At 50.7% G+C, this 16,257-nt stretch carries 16 protein-coding genes and 1 pseudogene; 13 read left to right on the top strand and 4 right to left on the bottom strand.

Annotated features, from left to right (window positions below; all coding sequences use genetic code 11):
* Nucleotides 1-432 precede the first annotated feature (432 nt).
* Nucleotides 433-1,470, bottom strand: coding sequence for an asparaginase (locus BN3772_RS15440; protein WP_042200536.1), 1,038 nt, complete (start codon nucleotides 1,468-1,470; stop codon nucleotides 433-435).
* 154 nt (nucleotides 1,471-1,624) lie between these two features.
* Here BN3772_RS15440 and BN3772_RS15435 point away from each other — a divergent pair, with 154 nt between their 5' ends.
* The 9 genes from BN3772_RS15435 to BN3772_RS15390 all read left to right on the top strand — a co-directional run bounded on the left by BN3772_RS15435 (nucleotide 1,625) and on the right by BN3772_RS15390 (nucleotide 9,846).
* On the top strand, nucleotides 1,625-2,572 hold the full coding sequence (locus tag BN3772_RS15435; RefSeq protein ID WP_042200534.1) for an MBL fold metallo-hydrolase: 948 nt from the start codon (nucleotides 1,625-1,627) through the stop codon (nucleotides 2,570-2,572).
* Nucleotides 2,569-3,417: a GNAT family N-acetyltransferase gene (locus BN3772_RS15430; RefSeq protein ID WP_042200533.1), complete on the top strand. Its 849-nt coding sequence runs from the start codon at nucleotides 2,569-2,571 to the stop codon at nucleotides 3,415-3,417. Before BN3772_RS15435 ends, BN3772_RS15430 begins: the two co-directional genes overlap by 4 nt.
* Before the next feature lie 44 nt (nucleotides 3,418-3,461).
* Nucleotides 3,462-4,007 carry a hypothetical protein gene (locus BN3772_RS15425; protein ID WP_042200531.1) on the top strand — a complete coding sequence of 182 codons (546 nt, stop codon included), beginning with the start codon at nucleotides 3,462-3,464 and terminating at the stop codon, nucleotides 4,005-4,007.
* Between the two features lie 130 nt (nucleotides 4,008-4,137).
* On the top strand, nucleotides 4,138-5,343 hold the full coding sequence (locus BN3772_RS15420; protein WP_042200530.1) for a helix-turn-helix domain-containing protein: 1,206 nt from the start codon (nucleotides 4,138-4,140) through the stop codon (nucleotides 5,341-5,343).
* 42 nt (nucleotides 5,344-5,385) lie between these two features.
* The gene (locus BN3772_RS15415; RefSeq protein WP_244444754.1) at nucleotides 5,386-6,432 is read left to right on the top strand and encodes an ABC transporter substrate-binding protein; all 1,047 of its coding nucleotides are present in this window, start codon (nucleotides 5,386-5,388) and stop codon (nucleotides 6,430-6,432) included.
* Nucleotides 6,429-7,241, top strand: coding sequence for an alpha/beta hydrolase (locus tag BN3772_RS15410; RefSeq protein ID WP_042200528.1), 813 nt, complete (start codon nucleotides 6,429-6,431; stop codon nucleotides 7,239-7,241). The genes BN3772_RS15415 and BN3772_RS15410 overlap by 4 nt, the downstream gene beginning before the upstream one ends.
* Before the next feature lie 433 nt (nucleotides 7,242-7,674).
* The gene (locus BN3772_RS15400; protein ID WP_042200527.1) at nucleotides 7,675-8,634 is read left to right on the top strand and encodes an ATP-binding protein; all 960 of its coding nucleotides are present in this window, start codon (nucleotides 7,675-7,677) and stop codon (nucleotides 8,632-8,634) included.
* Nucleotides 8,635-8,660: 26 nt separating this feature from the next.
* Nucleotides 8,661-9,533: a tetratricopeptide repeat protein gene (locus BN3772_RS15395; protein WP_042200526.1), complete on the top strand. Its 873-nt coding sequence runs from the start codon at nucleotides 8,661-8,663 to the stop codon at nucleotides 9,531-9,533.
* Nucleotides 9,534-9,651: 118 nt separating this feature from the next.
* On the top strand, nucleotides 9,652-9,846 hold the full coding sequence (locus BN3772_RS15390; RefSeq protein WP_042177910.1) for a hypothetical protein: 195 nt from the start codon (nucleotides 9,652-9,654) through the stop codon (nucleotides 9,844-9,846).
* An 81-nt stretch (nucleotides 9,847-9,927) separates the two neighbouring features.
* On the opposite strand, the gene BN3772_RS15385 is transcribed toward BN3772_RS15390, so the two are convergent.
* Nucleotides 9,928-10,296: a hypothetical protein gene (locus BN3772_RS15385; RefSeq protein ID WP_052380527.1), complete on the bottom strand. Its 369-nt coding sequence runs from the start codon at nucleotides 10,294-10,296 to the stop codon at nucleotides 9,928-9,930.
* A gap of 230 nt (nucleotides 10,297-10,526) precedes the next feature.
* Here BN3772_RS15385 and BN3772_RS15380 point away from each other — a divergent pair, with 230 nt between their 5' ends.
* The 3 genes from BN3772_RS15380 to BN3772_RS15370 all read left to right on the top strand — a co-directional run bounded on the left by BN3772_RS15380 (nucleotide 10,527) and on the right by BN3772_RS15370 (nucleotide 13,131).
* Complete coding sequence (locus BN3772_RS15380) at nucleotides 10,527-11,660, top strand: copper amine oxidase N-terminal domain-containing protein (RefSeq protein WP_052380526.1); 1,134 nt, start codon at nucleotides 10,527-10,529, stop codon at nucleotides 11,658-11,660.
* 38 nt (nucleotides 11,661-11,698) lie between these two features.
* Nucleotides 11,699-12,247, top strand: coding sequence for a hypothetical protein (locus BN3772_RS15375; RefSeq protein ID WP_042200525.1), 549 nt, complete (start codon nucleotides 11,699-11,701; stop codon nucleotides 12,245-12,247).
* A gap of 110 nt (nucleotides 12,248-12,357) precedes the next feature.
* Nucleotides 12,358-13,131 carry a CPBP family intramembrane glutamic endopeptidase gene (locus BN3772_RS15370; RefSeq protein ID WP_042200524.1) on the top strand — a complete coding sequence of 258 codons (774 nt, stop codon included), beginning with the start codon at nucleotides 12,358-12,360 and terminating at the stop codon, nucleotides 13,129-13,131.
* A 126-nt stretch (nucleotides 13,132-13,257) separates the two neighbouring features.
* Here the strand turns inward: BN3772_RS15370 and BN3772_RS31725 are convergent.
* Nucleotides 13,258-13,563 (bottom strand): annotated as a pseudogene (locus tag BN3772_RS31725) (transposase); the annotation flags it as partial.
* Between the two features lie 906 nt (nucleotides 13,564-14,469).
* A complete protein-coding gene (locus BN3772_RS15360; protein WP_042200523.1) occupies nucleotides 14,470-15,420 on the bottom strand; it encodes a serine hydrolase domain-containing protein in 951 nt (316 codons plus the stop codon).
* Nucleotides 15,421-15,662: 242 nt separating this feature from the next.
* Between BN3772_RS15360 and BN3772_RS15355 the strand changes: the two genes are divergently transcribed.
* Complete coding sequence (locus BN3772_RS15355) at nucleotides 15,663-16,214, top strand: polymer-forming cytoskeletal protein (protein ID WP_042177902.1); 552 nt, start codon at nucleotides 15,663-15,665, stop codon at nucleotides 16,212-16,214.
* The last annotated feature ends 43 nt before the right edge of the window (nucleotides 16,215-16,257 follow it).

Raw genomic sequence — 16,257 nt, 5'->3', positions numbered from 1 at the left:
CGGCTCAAACAGCCAATTGGGCGAAAGGAAGGGCACAAATGCCCTTGATTCCGGCCCAAACGGCCGATGGGCGAAATGAAAGGCAAAAGTGCCCTTGAATCCGGCCCAAACGGCCGAATGGGCGAAAGGAAGGGCACAAATGCCCTTGATTCCGGCCCAAACGGGCGAATGGGCGAAAGGAAGGGCACAAATGCCCTTGATTCCGGCCCAAACGGCCGAATGGGCGAAAGGAAGGGCAAAAGTGCCCTTGATTCCGGTTCAAACAGCCGGACGAGCAAAATGAAAGGCAAAAGTGCCCTTGAATCCGGCTAAAACGGCCGAATGAGCAAAATGGAGGGCAAAAGTGCCCCGCATTCCCCGTACACGGCGTTCAACCGAACGTGAACCGCAAAAAAACAGCCGTCCGTCAAATCCTGCGGGCGGCTGTTTTTTTTAATACACATTAAACATCTCAGCAATGTCATCATACTGCGTCGTCTGGGTCAGGGCCAGAGAGAGGAGAATGCGTGCTTTTTGCGGAACCAGGCTGTTGCAGGGAATGGAGTTGGCGGAAAGGTCAATATAGGTATCCTTAAGGGTTATGCCGCTGGCAATCCGTGAGCACCGGACTACCGGAATATTGTTATTCTTCAGCTCGCCGACCTTATCAATCCAAGGCTTGCTGTAGATGCCCCCGCCTGCTCCGGCAATGACAATCCCTTTGGAAATGGTGGAGAGGTAATCAAGTATGCCGGGATCGGCATCCACATGGAAATAGGCGACGGACACCTCTGGCAGCCCGCTGAGCGTAGAGACGTCGAACTGGGCGGCGGTGGTGTGCTTTTTCAGGGAACGTGTATAGAAGAAAGCCTCACTGTCACGCATATACCCCAGGCAGCCGAAATCCCGTTCATCAAAAGCATTGGCCTTAAAGGTATTCACCTTCTGGACATCCCGGCCGCTATAGATACCTTCCGCGAACACAACCATAACCCCCTGGCCGGCCGCCTCCGGATTAGCAGCGAGAGCCACCGACTGGAACAAGTTCAGCGGACCGTCCGGGCTAATGGCTGTTGCAGGGCGCATGGAACCGGTGATAATAACCGGCTTGCCGGTTTTGATGACAAGATTGAGAAAGTAGGAGGTTTCATCGAGCGTATCCGTTCCATGAGTAATGACAAAGCCGTGAATATCCTCCCGCTGCGCTAACGTGTTAATAATGGAGGCAAGCGTCAGCCAGTGCTGGCTGGTGATGTCTGCACTGCCCAGATTGCTCACCTGAATACCAATGCAGTTGGCTACACGCTCCAGGTGCGGCACACTGTCCAGCAGATCCTGAATCGGCAGGGCGCCGGGCTCGTAATTTAAGGTTTTATGCGCTTCGCCGCTGCCGGCAATCGTTCCTCCGGTTGCGAGAATAACGACATTTTTCAGATTAGGATTATAAAAAGGTGAGGCTGTAAAATCGACTTCCGGCGTTGGAATAATCATGAGTACGTTCCTTTCGGTCTAAACTATTATGTGAGAACGCTAACTTATAATCAGCAGGAAGTCAACAGGTTTTTGAGAAAGGAAAAAATTCCCTTGAAGCCGAATATATAGGAAGGATGTAAAAGTGCTGAATAGTGACTAAGGGGGGCTGAACATGAATGTTTTTTTTAATTTGCATACAGTGGCAGACGGAGTCTGGGCGGCAATTGTTGTCCCGGGCAGCGGCGCATTGGGAAATGCGGCGATAATTGATCTGGGAGACAGCACAGTAGTTGTGGATACCTTCAGTCTCCCGCAGGCGGCGGAGCTTTTGAAGCAGGCGGCTGAGCAGCTGACCGGAAAACCGGTACAATACGTTATAAACACCCACTATCACGGGGATCATCATTACGGGAACCAGGTGTTTACGGACAGTCAGATTATAACGACAGGTATCACCCGTGATTACCTCACCAGAGAACCTGCTCCAACTGCGGAAGCCTGGCAGGACGGATTGCAGCAGGTAATGACTACCTTGGAACAAGGCAGACAGGCTACGCAGGATAACAGGCTTCAAACGGCCTTTGCCAATGAAATCGCGGATAAAGCAGCTCTGCTGAAGGCTGTTCCGGATATCCGCAGGGTGACGGCTTCTCTAACCTTTTCCGATAAAATGATGATTTATGGCAGTACGCGCTCCGTTAGCGTATTAACCTTTGGCGGCGGACATACAGAAAGTGATGCTATGGTGTACGTAGAGGATGCAGGCGTATTAATTGCCGGTGATCTGGTCCTCAGCCGGACACATCCGGCTATGCTGAGCGGAAGCCTGGAGAACTGGCTGAGGATTATTGAGCAGATTGAACATGAGCTTACATTCAGCAAGCTGATTCCCGGACATGGAGAAGTGGCTGACCGCAGCAGTCTTGAAGAGATGACCCGATACCTGAGAGCAATCCCGGAATATGTGCAGCAGGCGGCAGCAAGCAGTAAACCGGAAGCTTATTGGCTTGAGCAGGGGATACCGGCAGCTTTTGCAGATTGGGAAATGTCCCACGTGTTCGGCTGGAATTTCCGCTGGCTCTATCAGCAAATGAAGCACGGAGATGAGGTGAAGCAATGATTGAACTGGATACGGAACAATATGCGCTTGTCCTTCCGCTGCTGGATTCAATAGAGATCAATACTTTATTTGCACGGGCAGTGCTGGAGCAGACGGTCACCGGCAGGGTTTTTACAGATAACGCTGACGTTCCGGGTGCTTATTATATCGTTCATCCTTACGGGATGTCGCTTGTGTTTGGAGGAACCGGTAACCATGAGTTCACGCGGGAGGTTAGTGACTACATAACCAACAAGAATGGAACAAGACAGATGGCGGAGTGGCTGCAGGCTGATCCGTCCGGAGAATGGGCGGGTATCATTGATGACGCTCTAGCCTTCCATAATAGTGCGGCGGGCCTTGATGCCGGATTGCAGGGGCAGGCTGGCTCAAGAATCATTCAGCAGAATACAAGAGTCAACTTTGCGCTGGACCATTCTGCCTTTGCAGCTGCGAAAGATAAGGCCGGCAGGCCGGACACGCGGATTATCCGTTTGAACGGAGAGCATTTTACGGCGCTGGAGCAGGGCGTAGTGCCCCGTTATTTTTGGAGGGATGCTGAACATTTTACAGCTGAAGGCGCTGGGTTCGTACTGCTTGAGGATGGCAGAATAGCCGCTGCGGCGTTCTCTTCCTGCCTTTATGGCAACCAGCTGGAGATTGGAATTGAGACGATGCAGGATCACCGGGGAAGAGGCTACGCTTTTGCAGTCAGTCTGGCGCTGATTGATTACTGCCTCAGCCAAGGCCTGGAGCCGGTCTGGGCCTGCCGGCTGGAGAATACCGGGTCTTACCGTCTTGCGCACAAGCTGGGCTTCCGCCCGGTGGTAACGCTACCTTATTATCGCCTGGCGTATGGCGCATAACGCTTGAACAGAAGTAAGCAAATGAGCAGGCGGGAGGAAACGGAATGTCGGGGAGACTGATGGCTCTGAATATGCTGCTGCTGCTTCTGCTAACTTCCTGCAGCACTTGGAGCGGCGGACAGAATACGGAACGGCCTCCTGTAACAGTGCTTTCGGATGGTTCGGAAATTCCTGCAGCGGCCCGTACGGCAGATGACGGAGAATCTGATCAGGAGGACAGACAGGCGCAATACCGGATTCTTATGGAGCAGCTGGAAGAAGCGGATATCCCGTATATCCGGCTTGGAGAGACTGTTGAGATTCATCTGGGTGGGGAGAACAGTGCTCATTATGAGCTGACAGATGTAATCCTGCTGCCGGACGGCAGCTATAAATACAAAATGCCTGATAACGGGCCTGAGACGGTCATGATTAGCGAAGGAGCGGGATCTTTCGTGCTGGGAATGAATCCCGCTGCTTTCTTAAGCTCTAACACGGCAGATTATGAACCCGGTGCTACCGTCCGCGGCTTCCGCCTGAACGGGGGAGCGGGGCAGGAATTCTTTTTTGTGCTCCGGACTGATGCAGGCAGCATTGGTCCGAGCCTGTAATAGACGGTAGACGTTCATATCATGTAAGGAGAGGGGGCGCCATAGTGCGCTCTTTTTGTTGATTAATTTCAAGATAATGATTATCATTATCACAAATAGGAATGCTGTGTTTTGATATGGAGGGATTCCGATGAAGCGGGTGCAACCGCTGGATATAAGAGAGGCAGAGACTGGTGAACGGACCGGTCTTGACCATATCCGGGCTTTTATGGCCGGCCATTTTCATGAGCCTCTGTCGATGGACCAGCTGGCCGTCATGGCTGGCCTCAGGCCGAAATATTTCGGTGAGCTGTTCAAAAAAACATACGGACAGAGTGCAAATGATTATTTAACTGATCTGCGGATCAGCAGAGCAAAGCAATATTTGCAGGAAACCGGTTATCTGCTGCGGGAAATAGCCCAGAAGGTCGGGTACAGCGATGAGTTCTATTTCAGCCGGAAATTTAAAAAAGAAATCGGGATGCCGCCGTCCGCCTTCGCCCGGCGGCAGAAGCGGCGGATTGCGGCCTGCTCTGCTGCAGCTACAGGCCAGCTGCTGGCTCTGGATATCATTCCCGCCGCCGCGCCGCTCGATGCGAAATGGACTCATTACTATTACAATAAGTACTATTCACTTATTGAGCTGCATCTCAGAGTAGATCTGCTCGACCGGGAGACGGAGGTTGACAGGCTGATCCGATCCCGGCCGGATGCGGTTATCGGACACGCCGGAATGGCTGAAGAATGGCAGGAGTCCCTGCAGCGTAATGCCCAGACCCTGTATATTGTCCGGGAGGAGGAGCGCTGGGATGCACAGCTGCAGAAGCTTGCGGCATTCCTGGACAGGGAACAGCAGTGCAGACAGTGGCTTGAGCTCTTCGGGCGGAAGGCGGGTCTGATTAAAGAGCAGGTCTCAGCGGCTGTTGGTGAAGACAAAGTGACAGTGCTTCGTCTCAGCGGAGACCAGCTGTATGCTTACTGTAATAGGGGGATAAGAGATGTGCTGTATGAGCAGCTTGGTTTATGTCCGGCTTATACCCATTCCGCCCCTGTTTACAATGAACCTGTCTCATTCAGTGAACTGCACGCTCTGGACCCGCAGCGGCTCCTGCTGCTGATCTGCCCGGATTCCCCGACACGCATGAGCTGGCTGTCCCTGCAGCATAACGAGAGCTGGTGCAGCCTCCAGGCCGTAAGCAACAGGCATGTGTATGTCCTGCCCTCCGATCCGTGGTTTGAATATTCTGCAGTGGCGGTAGACCGGATGCTGGAGGAGACGCTCCTGATGTTTACGGGAAATAGTCCAAGCCTGCAGAAGGCCGGAGTCCATGGTTACCCGGATTCATATCCTTTATAATCTCCATTAATGAGAACGATTATCATTAGGGGGAGATCCATTATGCAAGACATGATTATTACAGCAGGCACAATAAAAAAAGCACTGCTTCCGGCTTCACTCAGCCTGCTGCTTGCCGCTGCGCTGCTGAGTGGCTGCAGTCAGGATTCAGCAAATGAAGGAGCAGACAATGCAGTCTCTGCAGCTGCCGCTGTAAGCGCTCAGCCTTCCGCTGAACCGGCTGCTGATCCGGCTGCTGTAGAGACAGCGGAAACCGCTTATCCGCTTACGGTCACAGATGAGCTGGGCCATGAGCTGACGCTGGAAGAGGCGCCACAGCGGATTTTCGCCCCGTATCTGGAAGATTCGTTAGTAGTGCTGGGCGTTAAACCGGTGGCCCAGTGGGCGAACAACGGGCAAGGCCAGGCATATCTGCAGGACAAGCTTGCCGGCGTGCCGCTGCTTGACTTTAACAGCGGACTGCCTTCACCGGAGGTCGTTATGGAGCTGCAGCCGGATCTGATTGTGCTGCACAACGCCAATTATGCCGAGAACGGGGTATACGAGCAGTACGCTAAGATCGCCCCGGTCTATGTATTCAAACAGGCGGCTGGTGATCTCGACAGCTCAGTAACAATCCTCGGTGAGCTGATAGGGAAGCAAGAGGCAGCAGCGGATGGGCTGGCAGCCTATCATCAGAAGGTTGAAGCTGCCAAAGCGGAGCTGGCACCGCATATGGACGGCAAAAAGGCGTTAATTATCCGCTTCAATGCAAGAGGCATGTTCCTGATGGGCAGTGTGTATGGCGGATTCGTGCTGGCCGATCAGCTGGGCATTGCCAAAAGTGAGCTGGTCGCAGCCGAAAACAGCCTGGAGCTGTCGCTTGAGCTGCTGCCGCAGATTGATGCTGATTACATCTTCCTGGCTAATGACACAGCCAACAGCGGAGAGACCTTCTATAATGAGCTGACTGAAAGCTCCCTCTGGAAAAGCGTCCCTGCTGTTCAGGCCGGACATGTATACAATGTAGATGACCGCTACTGGCTTGGCGGAGGCGTGGTTGCCTACAGCAATGTTATCGACGATGTGCTGGAGCTCATCGCGCCATGAGCAGTGTGAAGGAACTAACCTATCCGCACCAAGGCTGTGAGGAAATCAGAATCACAGCCGGCCCGTTTAAGGCGGAATACCGGCTGCTGCTGGCGCATCCCGCCGGTGAAGCGCCGCCGGAGGGGTATCCGGTTATCTATGCCTTGGACGGACATGCTGTGTTTCATACCCTGGCGGAAGCGGCACGGCTGCAGACACGTAAGCCCCACGGATATGACCCTGTGCTGATTGTCGCAGTCGGCTATCCTTCCGGCGAGCCGTTTGATATGACCCGGCGCTGCTATGATTTCACGATGCCGGTACCGGCAGATACTCTGCCGCAGCGTCCGGACGGCACAGGCTGGCCGGAGCACGGCGGTGCCGGCAGCTTCCTGGAGCTGCTGGAGCAGGAGATCATGCCGCTGATTGCCGGACGGTTTCCGGTGGACTGCACGCGGCAGGCGATATTCGGCCATTCTCTCGGCGGGCTGCTCGTTCTCCATGCCCTATTCACCAGACCGGCGCTGTTCAGCCACTATGCAGCCGGCAGCCCTTCCTCCTGGTGGGGGGACTATAAGGTTCTGAAGGAGCTGGATACATTCACAGCCGGGTATCCTTCACTAGAGCTGCAGCGCCGGCTGCTGATTACGATCGGAGCTGAGGAGCTTGAGCATATGGTCGAGGATGCCGGCAATGTGTATGAACGGCTGGAGCCGCTTGCCGCACACGGGCTGGAGTCCTCTCTAGTGAATTTCGCCGGAGAGAACCATGTCAGTGTTCTTCCGGCAGCACTCAGCCGTCTGCTGAGGTTTGCGCTGGAGAAGCAGTAGGTCTCTCAGCCTGGAGCTGGCCGGACAGGTCTGACTGCAGCTAAATCTATCGGCAAAAAACCTCTCTTAATCAAATGGGGCATGGACTGCAAGCCCCATTTGAATATAAGAGAGGTTTTTTGCTTTCTTTGGAATCAATCAGCCGTTCAGACGCTTATGGTTCTCATGGGCAATGCTGATAAGTGCAGTGTAGAGCGGCTGTACGTTGAATTTTTTGGCGAACTCAAATTTATAGGCAGCGGTCTGCAGATTGTTAGATTTATGATATGGGGAGGTAATATAGTGTAGGTTGATCTCGCAGTCGTCAAAACCGGTGCCGCCGTTAAGCGGATATGCAATTGCTCATTGCTCTGTTAATATTCTCCAAACGGAGGACTATTCCTGCACCGAAATATGGTAAACTTATCTTAATATTGATAGGGGTGAGATGCACATGGGGGATGAACATGATGAGCTGGCCGAGAAAAGACGTAAGAACCTGAAACTCATTCAATTCAGCAAAGAAGATGATGCACTGATTGAATCAGATAAGCCCAAAGAGACCTTTGCCGATGTCGGGGGCCTTGAGGATGTCAAAAAGAAAATCCGGATGAACTTCATCCTGCCGCTGCAGCAGCCGGAGCTGTTTGCCGCATACGGCAAGGAGGCGGGCGGCAGCCTGCTGCTGTACGGACCTCCAGGCTGCGGCAAGACCTTCCTGGCACGCGCCGTAGCGGGGGAGATTGAAGCTAACTTTATGCATATTGAGCTGCAGGCGATTCTGGCCATGTATGTGGGGCAGAGCGAAAACAATCTGCATAACATTTTCGCCAAAGCACGGGAAAATAAGCCCTGCGTCATCTTCATCGATGAGCTGGACGCCATGGGCGGCAGCCGGCATCAGATGCGCCAGCATCATGACCGGATGCTGGTTAATCAGCTGCTGCTGGAGCTGGACGGGCTGCAGGCGGAGAATGATCAGGTATTCGTAATCGGTGCGACCAATACGCCCTGGTATCTGGATTCCGCCCTCCGCCGTCCCGGCCGCTTCAACCATCTGGTGTTTGTTCCGCCGCCTGAGGAGGCGGAGCGTGAGATGATTCTCGGCCTGAAGCTGGCCGGCAAGCCGCAGGAGCCGGTTAATCTGTCCAAGCTTGCCGGGGAGACGAGGTTCTTCTCCGGGGCTGATCTGGAGCAGGTGGTCAGTGATGCTGTAGAATCTGCCATGGAGCGGACCTTTGCGACAGGGGAGATTCAGCCGATTACAGGCAATGACCTGCGGCAGGCGGCGAAGGACCGCAAAGCGACGACGCTGGAATGGTTCGCCACCGCGCGGAACTACGCTACATTCAGCGACGTGAACCGGGACTACCAGGTGGTTCTGGACTATGCCAAAAAGCACGGAATTAAATAGCACGGGCGGGACAGGAGGTCCTGAATATGGGGTATGAATCCAGCGGCTACGGATTGGCAGCTGTACATGAGCTTATGGAAATGAAGAGGTACAAGGAGGCCCTGGTTGAAGCGGAGCAGGTGCTGCGTGAGGACCCGGAGGACCCGGATGTTTTTGCAATCATTGCCCATATCTATATTCTGCAGGAGAACTACGAACAAGCACAGCACTGGACAGGCGAAGCGCTGCGCCGCGATCCTGAGCAGCAACTGGCCTGGTTCGTGCAGATATGCATCTATTATGACACACAGAACTATAAAGCTTTAGCCGGAGCACTGCCGGAAGCGATGCGTGTTGATCCCTATGAGCCGCACTATTATTTTCTAAAAGCTAATCTGCTCAACAAACGGGCCAAATACAAGGAAGCGAAGGATGAACTCCTGCAGGCGCTGGAGCTGAGCCCGGAGAATGCGGTCTATCTGGCTACGTTAAGCTATACAGAAGCCCTGCTGGGCAACATGGCTGAGTCGGTCAGCCTGGACCGGCAGGCGGTCCAGACCGGTGTAGAGAACGAATACGTTCTGCTCTATCTGGGCTGGGCGGCGGGCCACCGCGGGGATTATAAGCTGAAAGAGACGTACATGAGAAATGCGGTCAGGCTCGATCCGGATGACAAGCAGCTGCGGGATGAGTTCCTGGAGTCATTGCAGCAGACCCATAAGCTGCTGGCTGTTTTTTTGTGGCCGACCAAATATTTCCGCAGACTGAAGCGCTGGCAGATACTGACGCTCTGGATTATTGCCTGGGTTGTCTTCAGGCCGCTGGTGCTGGTGTTCCTGATTCTCTATATCATCGCCAATATGGTGACCAAAGGAATCGTTCATGTGCAGATATACGGGTGGCAGAGAAGCAGGAAGTAACTGCAGGGCAGCGTTTAACAATGAGTGTTCCAGGCAGCCGCACAACGGCGGAGGAACACTCTTTTTATTTTTTGATAGGGTATATAACGGCTGGTCTTGGTTAAAAATAGGAGAAATCATGAAGAAGGGAGTGGCAAATTTGGATATTACAATGGGATCAGATGAGGTCATCAGCCGGATCAAGCAGCTCCAGACGGGCGGGGGAAGCATCAACAAGAAGCAGGTTAAGCAGCATGATCCGGAATTAATGCGGAGTGCCCTGTACTATTTTCCAAGCTGGGAGCATGCTGTGAAGAACGCGGGACTGCTGTAATAGAAGGAAATGCGAAGAGCCGGGACTGCAGGACTATAAAGTCTGCAATCTGCGGCTCTTTGTGCTTGGATTCACATGTGGCTAATCCTGCTTTTTTGTATGTTCCGGGCAGATGCTCTGCCGTTGAATCGCCTTCATATTCAGATCCAGCTCATGCATGTAATGATTGATTTTGAGCTGCAGATTACGGAGGATTTCTATCTGCATTTCATTTATCCGGTCCTCTGCGCAAAAAGCTGAGCAGGACAATTGTCCGGCGCTGTACGACTTCGTCTCATCCACTACAGTATTGAGCTTCTCTTTATAAATCCGTTTTACCGGACCATCCTCTGCTTTGATTTCATAATAACGGTTGGTCTCAAGCAGAAGTTTCCAATGGCTTACAGTGACGTCAAAGGCGTCCTTTTCTACCGCGGCGGAGACTTTCACAATTTTTATATGATTTTTCATAGTGACTGCTCCTCCTGCAAACCCATTTTCTTAATGGGTTTATTTCGCATAAACCTTAAGGGATTATATCATGTGAATGAGGCTTTTCCCACTGGAAGTTATGGTAAGCTAGTTCAATTGGACTAAATATAAAGTCTCCTGATGTTAACAGAACTGAACTGCAACTTTTAAAGGTTCCAGACGTCCAATATATTGAGTTAATTTGAAAATTAAGGAAAAGGAGATTTATTATGAAAAAGAGCTGGCTGCTTCTACCCATGTTAGTGTTCTTATTAATAGGCTTTCCGGCAATATCCTCAGCAGCTTCAACCGCTTATTTCGTCGTGATCTGGAACAATGGAGCCCAATCTACAAATCCTGCACTGCTTAAGGACGGAACGGTCTATGCAAGCGCCGGTATGCTGGAGTCGGCCGGTCTTAAGGCTACGAAGAGCAGTTCGCGCAGCGGCACCGTATATATTTATACCGGATGGAAGAAATCAGTGATGGTCACAACAGCAAGTAAAACAGGGAAGCTGGATGGACAGGCTGTCAGCCTTGGAGGCAAGCCCTTTATGTATAAGGATGAGCTGTATCTTCCCGCCCGCTTTATCGTGCAGGCATTAGGAGGGGAAACGGTGGGCTGGAATGCCAAGACCCGTGTGTATACCGCGAAAAATTTTCAATCCTTTTCAAGCAGCAGTGCCGTTTATGGCGGAGTCACCTATACCGTTGATAAGCAGACTGGAAAACTGTACGCGCAGAGTCCGGCCGGGCAGCCGCGGCTGATTGCAAATCTGGGCTCTGAGCTGTACGACATGATCAGCTTTGATTTCCGCAAAACGGCTAAAGGCCTAATCTATCTTACAATTACAGATGTCTATGGCGAGCCGCATATTAACAACAAGTGGTACACGCTGATTATTAAGGATGGTATGGTAATCCGGCAGGCAAGTGTAGGGTATTGGATCCGTTACGGGGACAATGTGAAGCTGTATGGTGATAATCTGATATTGACGGATGGAAAGAGTTTACGTGTGATAGAGGACGGGACGGGCAAGGTAAAAGAGACGCTTAATCTGGTCAAGCTTGGCGGAGTAGACGATAAATACCTGGTTGAGGGAATAGATGATGATTTCCTGCTGATCCGCCCGAACCAGAAAGGCCTGCTGATGCTGATTGACCGCAAGACCGGGGCTCAAACCTTGCTGTATAAAGAATTGCTCGATGCTGAGCAGCAGGTATATGCTGAGACGAATGACATCCCGTTTTACGGGGACCAGCTGCAGTATATTAAGCGTGAAGGGAATGTGCTGCAGTTCAAGAACCAGGCAGTTCAAGACGGGCGGATCTACAATTACGATTTGTTAAAAACTCAGCCATAGGCTGAGTTTTTAACAATTGGAGGGAGGGAGGGAGGCAGATGGCCGTGACACTGTATCATTATTACGAGAAAGCGCTGGGGCCCTTTCGAAATCTGTCGGATCTGCCGGCAGCTGAGGCGGAGGAGGTGCTCGCTGCACTCAGGCAGAACAAGAAGGCAATGGCTGCACACCGGCCTGACGGATACCTGCACAGAAGAAGAGAGCTCGAACAGCTGGCCCGGGCACTGTTTATTGCAAAAGGCGGAAAGCCGGTCCGGACAGCTCCGCACTATATGGTCATAGGAGAGTGTGAGTGGCTGAAATCCTGGTATGCCGAGGGAGAGGCTGTGCATATTCCCGTTTCAAACTTTGATACCGATACGCTGTCTTTCTCCTATGGTGACCTGTTTCCGACGTTTAGCCCTAAAGTACAGGACGGCAGGGAATACCGCGGAAAAGTATACACCTATAGTGAAATTGTAACGTTAATTCAGAAGTACGGCCTCCCGCAGGTCTGGAATAAGGACGGTGTATACGGGCCGGAGAGATACATAGAGGTTCAGGTATGGGACGAAGGTCCGCTAGAGATTTTAATCAATCATGTATAAAAAATAAGAGGATTAATTTAGAAAAATGTGGAATGTTAACCTGCCGTGTATTACAATTAATCCGTTATTGCCCTGACAAGGCAGACTAAACAGGATTAAGGAGACGTAATATGACAAAGAGCATTAAAAAGGATCACCCGATTGTTTTCTCGCTGCTGCTGGGTATTTTGCTGACATTTTTGGTTTCAGCTGCTTCGGCCGCCGCGAGCATTATGGAATTAAGCGACAATGGGATGATTATCGCTCAAGGAACTGCATTTGCAGTGATGGCTGTAATTGTAGCTGTGTATATGACAAGGGGCGGACGCACATGGGCCCGGTATGGTTTCAGGCCGATTACAGCAGTAGAATCAAAGGATGCGCTCTATTACATACCGCTTCTAATCATCGCCTTGGTTCAGCCTCTCATTGGCGGCTTCAATGTGCAGCTGACAGCCGCTGAAATATTATTGTTTGTGGTGTTTACACTGTTTGTCGGTTTTTCAGAAGAGACTGTCTTCAGGGGCATTATCCGGGATAAGCTGAAGGTTAAGGGACCTGTTTTTTATATCGTTTTCTCTTCGGTTTTCTTTGGAATCTTACATATGGTGAATGCGCTGAACGGAAAGGACGCTTTAAGTGTCGTGCTTCAGGTTGTGAATGCCTTCCTGATCGGATTAATTCTCGCTCTGCTGATTGAGACAACCAGAAATATTATTCCGCTGATTCTTTTTCATTTTGTCTACGATGCGCTTGCATTCATGACCGCTCAGAATCCTGACAAAGAATTGACAGCTATCGTAATTATGAATGTCTTGTATCTGCTGTACGGCATTTATCTTATCTACAACCTGCGGCGCCGCAAAAAGTCCGTTACAGCACCGGAGAACCGGTTGAGCGCATAGGCTGGAACGGGTTAAACGCCCCGTAAGCAGTTATAGGGGCTGTCTCATAAGTAGATATTCTTACAACAGAGACAGAAATTTATTATCTTGAAAAAGTAAAATGACAGCAAAACAGCGATCCTTCGGTTATTGGAGGATCGCTGTTTTGCGTTTTTGGTCATTCGCAGCTTGCTTCAGTAGATTGTGAGCAAGGGAAAGCCATCCGACCTGGGGCGTCACTTTCTCCATGCCGCGAAGCAGAAAACGCCGGAAGCCCCGGTTGTTCTTCAGTTGTCCAAAAACACTTTCCGGCTCCGTCATTCGACGAACGGCTAAGAGGTATCCTTCCTCGCTTCGCAGCATTACCCGAGCCTGCTTTTGGTACCGTAACCGTTCTAAGCTCACCACAACTTCCCGATTTCCGCTTGCCTTCGTGCAGCGTTCCTTTAGCGGCCTCCATTTTACCAAAAAGGCGGTTTTTTTTTGTTTTTGTTGAAAAATGTGTATTCGTATCCCGCTTAAACAGCGGAGAGGACGGAACGATTGTGGAAAAGCGGAAGCGTTCGCCTTGGTCTCCGGATTTTCACCGCTAAGGGGAATGAAAAAAATCTGGAGAGCACAGCGATTGTAACAACGTTTCGTTCGCGGAGCGTCCTCACCGAGCGTAAACGTCCATCCAACTCCAAAACAAGGGTGTCCCAGCCATTTCATGGCTTATGGGACACCCTCTTAATAATTGTAAAAGTGTAAATTCTACGTAAAACCGCAAAAAATAAAGTAATTGAAGGCTAGAAGTATCTAGATTTACACCACTGGGAATTTCCAGGGAATATGATAAAATACGAAAAATTATGACAGTTTAAAATTTATCGGATATGCGCTAATATAGTGACATCACCAACTAGTAACTGCATAGATAACCGCTAAGCGGCTATCATTTAAGCTTACTGATGGTGAGTATTTCAAGGAAGGAGAGATTCCCAAAGAAACCATGAATCAGGGACAAGCTATTCAGGCAAGACACATCTTGCAATCGAAGGAGCGTGATTCCGTTGAAGCAGGTTAGCGAAGCGTACAATTACGGTTGACACAGTAGGGAAAACGTCCGTGAAAACGTTTTTCGTGTAATCGTGTACGTGGGGAACTCATCCCATATGCAGGACATGGGGCATTACTCCTTTTTAGGAGCGAACGGGAAACACCGAATTTGAAAGAACAATTACCATGTCAGGGATATGGATTGTGGCTGGAGGAAATGATTGAATTGAATAATGGAATAAACCCATAAGTCCCCGATACCTAGGTTGATAAGGTAGTCGGGGATTTATGCGTTATGCAGCTGTTTGTAAATTACCAAGCTTAGATACGGGCTTCTGCAAGCAACGGTGCGACGGATTCACGGAAGACATCTGCCGGCGGCTTCTGCTTCCCGCGATGATCCTGCGTTAAGACGACAACAGTCTCAAGCTCAGGCACAACATATACAAACTGGCCTCCGTAGCCCCGGGCGTTATAATAACGGAATGCTGTTTCCGGAGACTCCTTATCAGGAGGAGTATAGCTGTCTGTCCACCAATGCCAGGCGTAACCGCCTTGACGGGGGGCTTCTGCTGTAATGGCCGTTTGAGTAGACCGGTTAATCAGCTCCGGAGTAATTAACTGCCGGCGGCCCCATTGACCGTACTGCAGATAGAGCTCACCGAAATGCAGGAGATGCACCGGACGCAGACGCAGGCCGAAGCCGCCGGTATGAATATCCTGCGGGTCCTGCTCCCATTCATATTGATCAATGCCCAGCGGACCGAACAGCTCTTCCTCTGCGAACCGGGCAACCGGTATCCCTGTACCTTGAACCAAAAGAGCTGCAAGAAGCTGTGACACGCCCGAATTGTATTCCATATGTTCACCGGGATTATGGGCCAGACGTTGCTCCAGCACAAAGTCAATCCAGTTTTCAGAACGCGTCATTCGGGGGAAGGAGTTCTGTCCGCCGAACTCGGTCCAGTTAAAGCCGGCCGACATGGTCAGCAGATGCTCCAGTGTAATTACCGCCTTGCGCGGATCAGGGTCCTGGCGGAGCTGAGGATAATAATCTGCCAGAAGCGTTTCGGGCTGAGGAAGCAAGCCTTTATCCATCGCAATACAGACCAGAGCAGATACAATGCTTTTGGTGCAGGAATTAATTTTGGCCAATTCGCCTGCTATGTCAGGTTCTCTATAATATTCAAAGAATAGCCGGCCTTCGCGGCTGATCAGGCAGCTGCGTAACGGATACGGCGCAATCGCTGCAGACAGTTTGGATAGTTCCATCGGTGATAGTCCTTTCGTATGCAGGGTTAAAGCATAATAATAATGTATAGAGGCACAAATCTGTTAACAGTGTACCAGCCTGAAGCCGGAAAAGCGAAATTCCTAAGCGGTTAGCACAGTATTATCTGTGAAAATAGAAACTGACACAAATTTGTGAAAAAGTTCACGTGATAATTTTCAAATTTTAATATATAATATGGTTATTAAAGAGAAATCAAATTAAATAAATTGGGGGATTTGAGATGAAATTTGTAAAAACGTTACTGGTTGCCGGTGTTGCTGCTGCTTTGCTGTCAGGTTGCGGTTCGAATAATGATACTGCCGGAAATGAAGCGGCTGCCACTGCTACTGCTGCTGCAACGACCGATGCTGTATCCACTGCTTCCATTGTGAAAGAACAGGATCCATTCCTGAAAGCTGTCAGTGCAGAAGGTAACTGGATTGTCGCAATCCTGAATGACCTTACTGTTGACCAGGATGTTGTTGTAGCCGGTGAGTTCCATGATAAAGGCGTTGCCGAAAATGCTATCTACCGTAAGCTCGCCCTGTATGCACAGGATGCTGACCATAATGTAACGGCAACTTACACACTGACTGCACCTAAAGTAACGGTTCAAAGTGAAAACTTTAGAGTACAAGGCGGTACAATTAAAGGTGATGTATATGTAGAAGCTAACGGCTTTAACCTGTACAAAGACGCTACAATTGACGGTAACCTGTACTTCGCAAGTGCTGATGTACAAGCAACAGCAGTGATGGAAGGTAAAGTGACTGGAACAACTGAAGTTAAATAATACCTTTACGCTGCATATGATCGAATAGATCCAGCCTGCAGAC

Origin of the sequence: Paenibacillus camerounensis (assembly GCF_000723885.1) — a bacterium.
In the GTDB taxonomy this organism is placed as follows: Bacteria; Bacillota; Bacilli; order Paenibacillales; family Paenibacillaceae; genus Paenibacillus_AQ; species Paenibacillus_AQ camerounensis.
The sequence above is the reverse complement of the archived record's forward strand: the minus strand, read 5'-3'. Positions and strand labels throughout refer to the sequence as shown.

Bases quoted from the DNA above. Each gene is read 5' to 3' on its own strand.
- BN3772_RS15440 (WP_042200536.1), bottom strand. From the start codon at position 1,470: ATGATTATTCCAACGCCGGAAGTCGATTTTACAGCCTCACCTTTTTAT.
- BN3772_RS15435 (WP_042200534.1), top strand. From the start codon at position 1,625: ATGAATGTTTTTTTTAATTTGCATACAGTGGCAGACGGAGTCTGGGCG.
- BN3772_RS15430 (WP_042200533.1), top strand. From the start codon at position 2,569: ATGATTGAACTGGATACGGAACAATATGCGCTTGTCCTTCCGCTGCTG.
- BN3772_RS15425 (WP_042200531.1), top strand. From the start codon at position 3,462: ATGTCGGGGAGACTGATGGCTCTGAATATGCTGCTGCTGCTTCTGCTA.
- BN3772_RS15420 (WP_042200530.1), top strand. From the start codon at position 4,138: ATGAAGCGGGTGCAACCGCTGGATATAAGAGAGGCAGAGACTGGTGAA.
- BN3772_RS15415 (WP_244444754.1), top strand. From the start codon at position 5,386: ATGCAAGACATGATTATTACAGCAGGCACAATAAAAAAAGCACTGCTT.
- BN3772_RS15410 (WP_042200528.1), top strand. From the start codon at position 6,429: ATGAGCAGTGTGAAGGAACTAACCTATCCGCACCAAGGCTGTGAGGAA.
- BN3772_RS15400 (WP_042200527.1), top strand. From the start codon at position 7,675: ATGGGGGATGAACATGATGAGCTGGCCGAGAAAAGACGTAAGAACCTG.
- BN3772_RS15395 (WP_042200526.1), top strand. From the start codon at position 8,661: ATGGGGTATGAATCCAGCGGCTACGGATTGGCAGCTGTACATGAGCTT.
- BN3772_RS15390 (WP_042177910.1), top strand. From the start codon at position 9,652: ATGAAGAAGGGAGTGGCAAATTTGGATATTACAATGGGATCAGATGAG.
- BN3772_RS15385 (WP_052380527.1), bottom strand. From the start codon at position 10,296: ATGAAAAATCATATAAAAATTGTGAAAGTCTCCGCCGCGGTAGAAAAG.
- BN3772_RS15380 (WP_052380526.1), top strand. From the start codon at position 10,527: ATGAAAAAGAGCTGGCTGCTTCTACCCATGTTAGTGTTCTTATTAATA.
- BN3772_RS15375 (WP_042200525.1), top strand. From the start codon at position 11,699: ATGGCCGTGACACTGTATCATTATTACGAGAAAGCGCTGGGGCCCTTT.
- BN3772_RS15370 (WP_042200524.1), top strand. From the start codon at position 12,358: ATGACAAAGAGCATTAAAAAGGATCACCCGATTGTTTTCTCGCTGCTG.
- BN3772_RS15360 (WP_042200523.1), bottom strand. From the start codon at position 15,420: ATGGAACTATCCAAACTGTCTGCAGCGATTGCGCCGTATCCGTTACGC.
- BN3772_RS15355 (WP_042177902.1), top strand. From the start codon at position 15,663: ATGAAATTTGTAAAAACGTTACTGGTTGCCGGTGTTGCTGCTGCTTTG.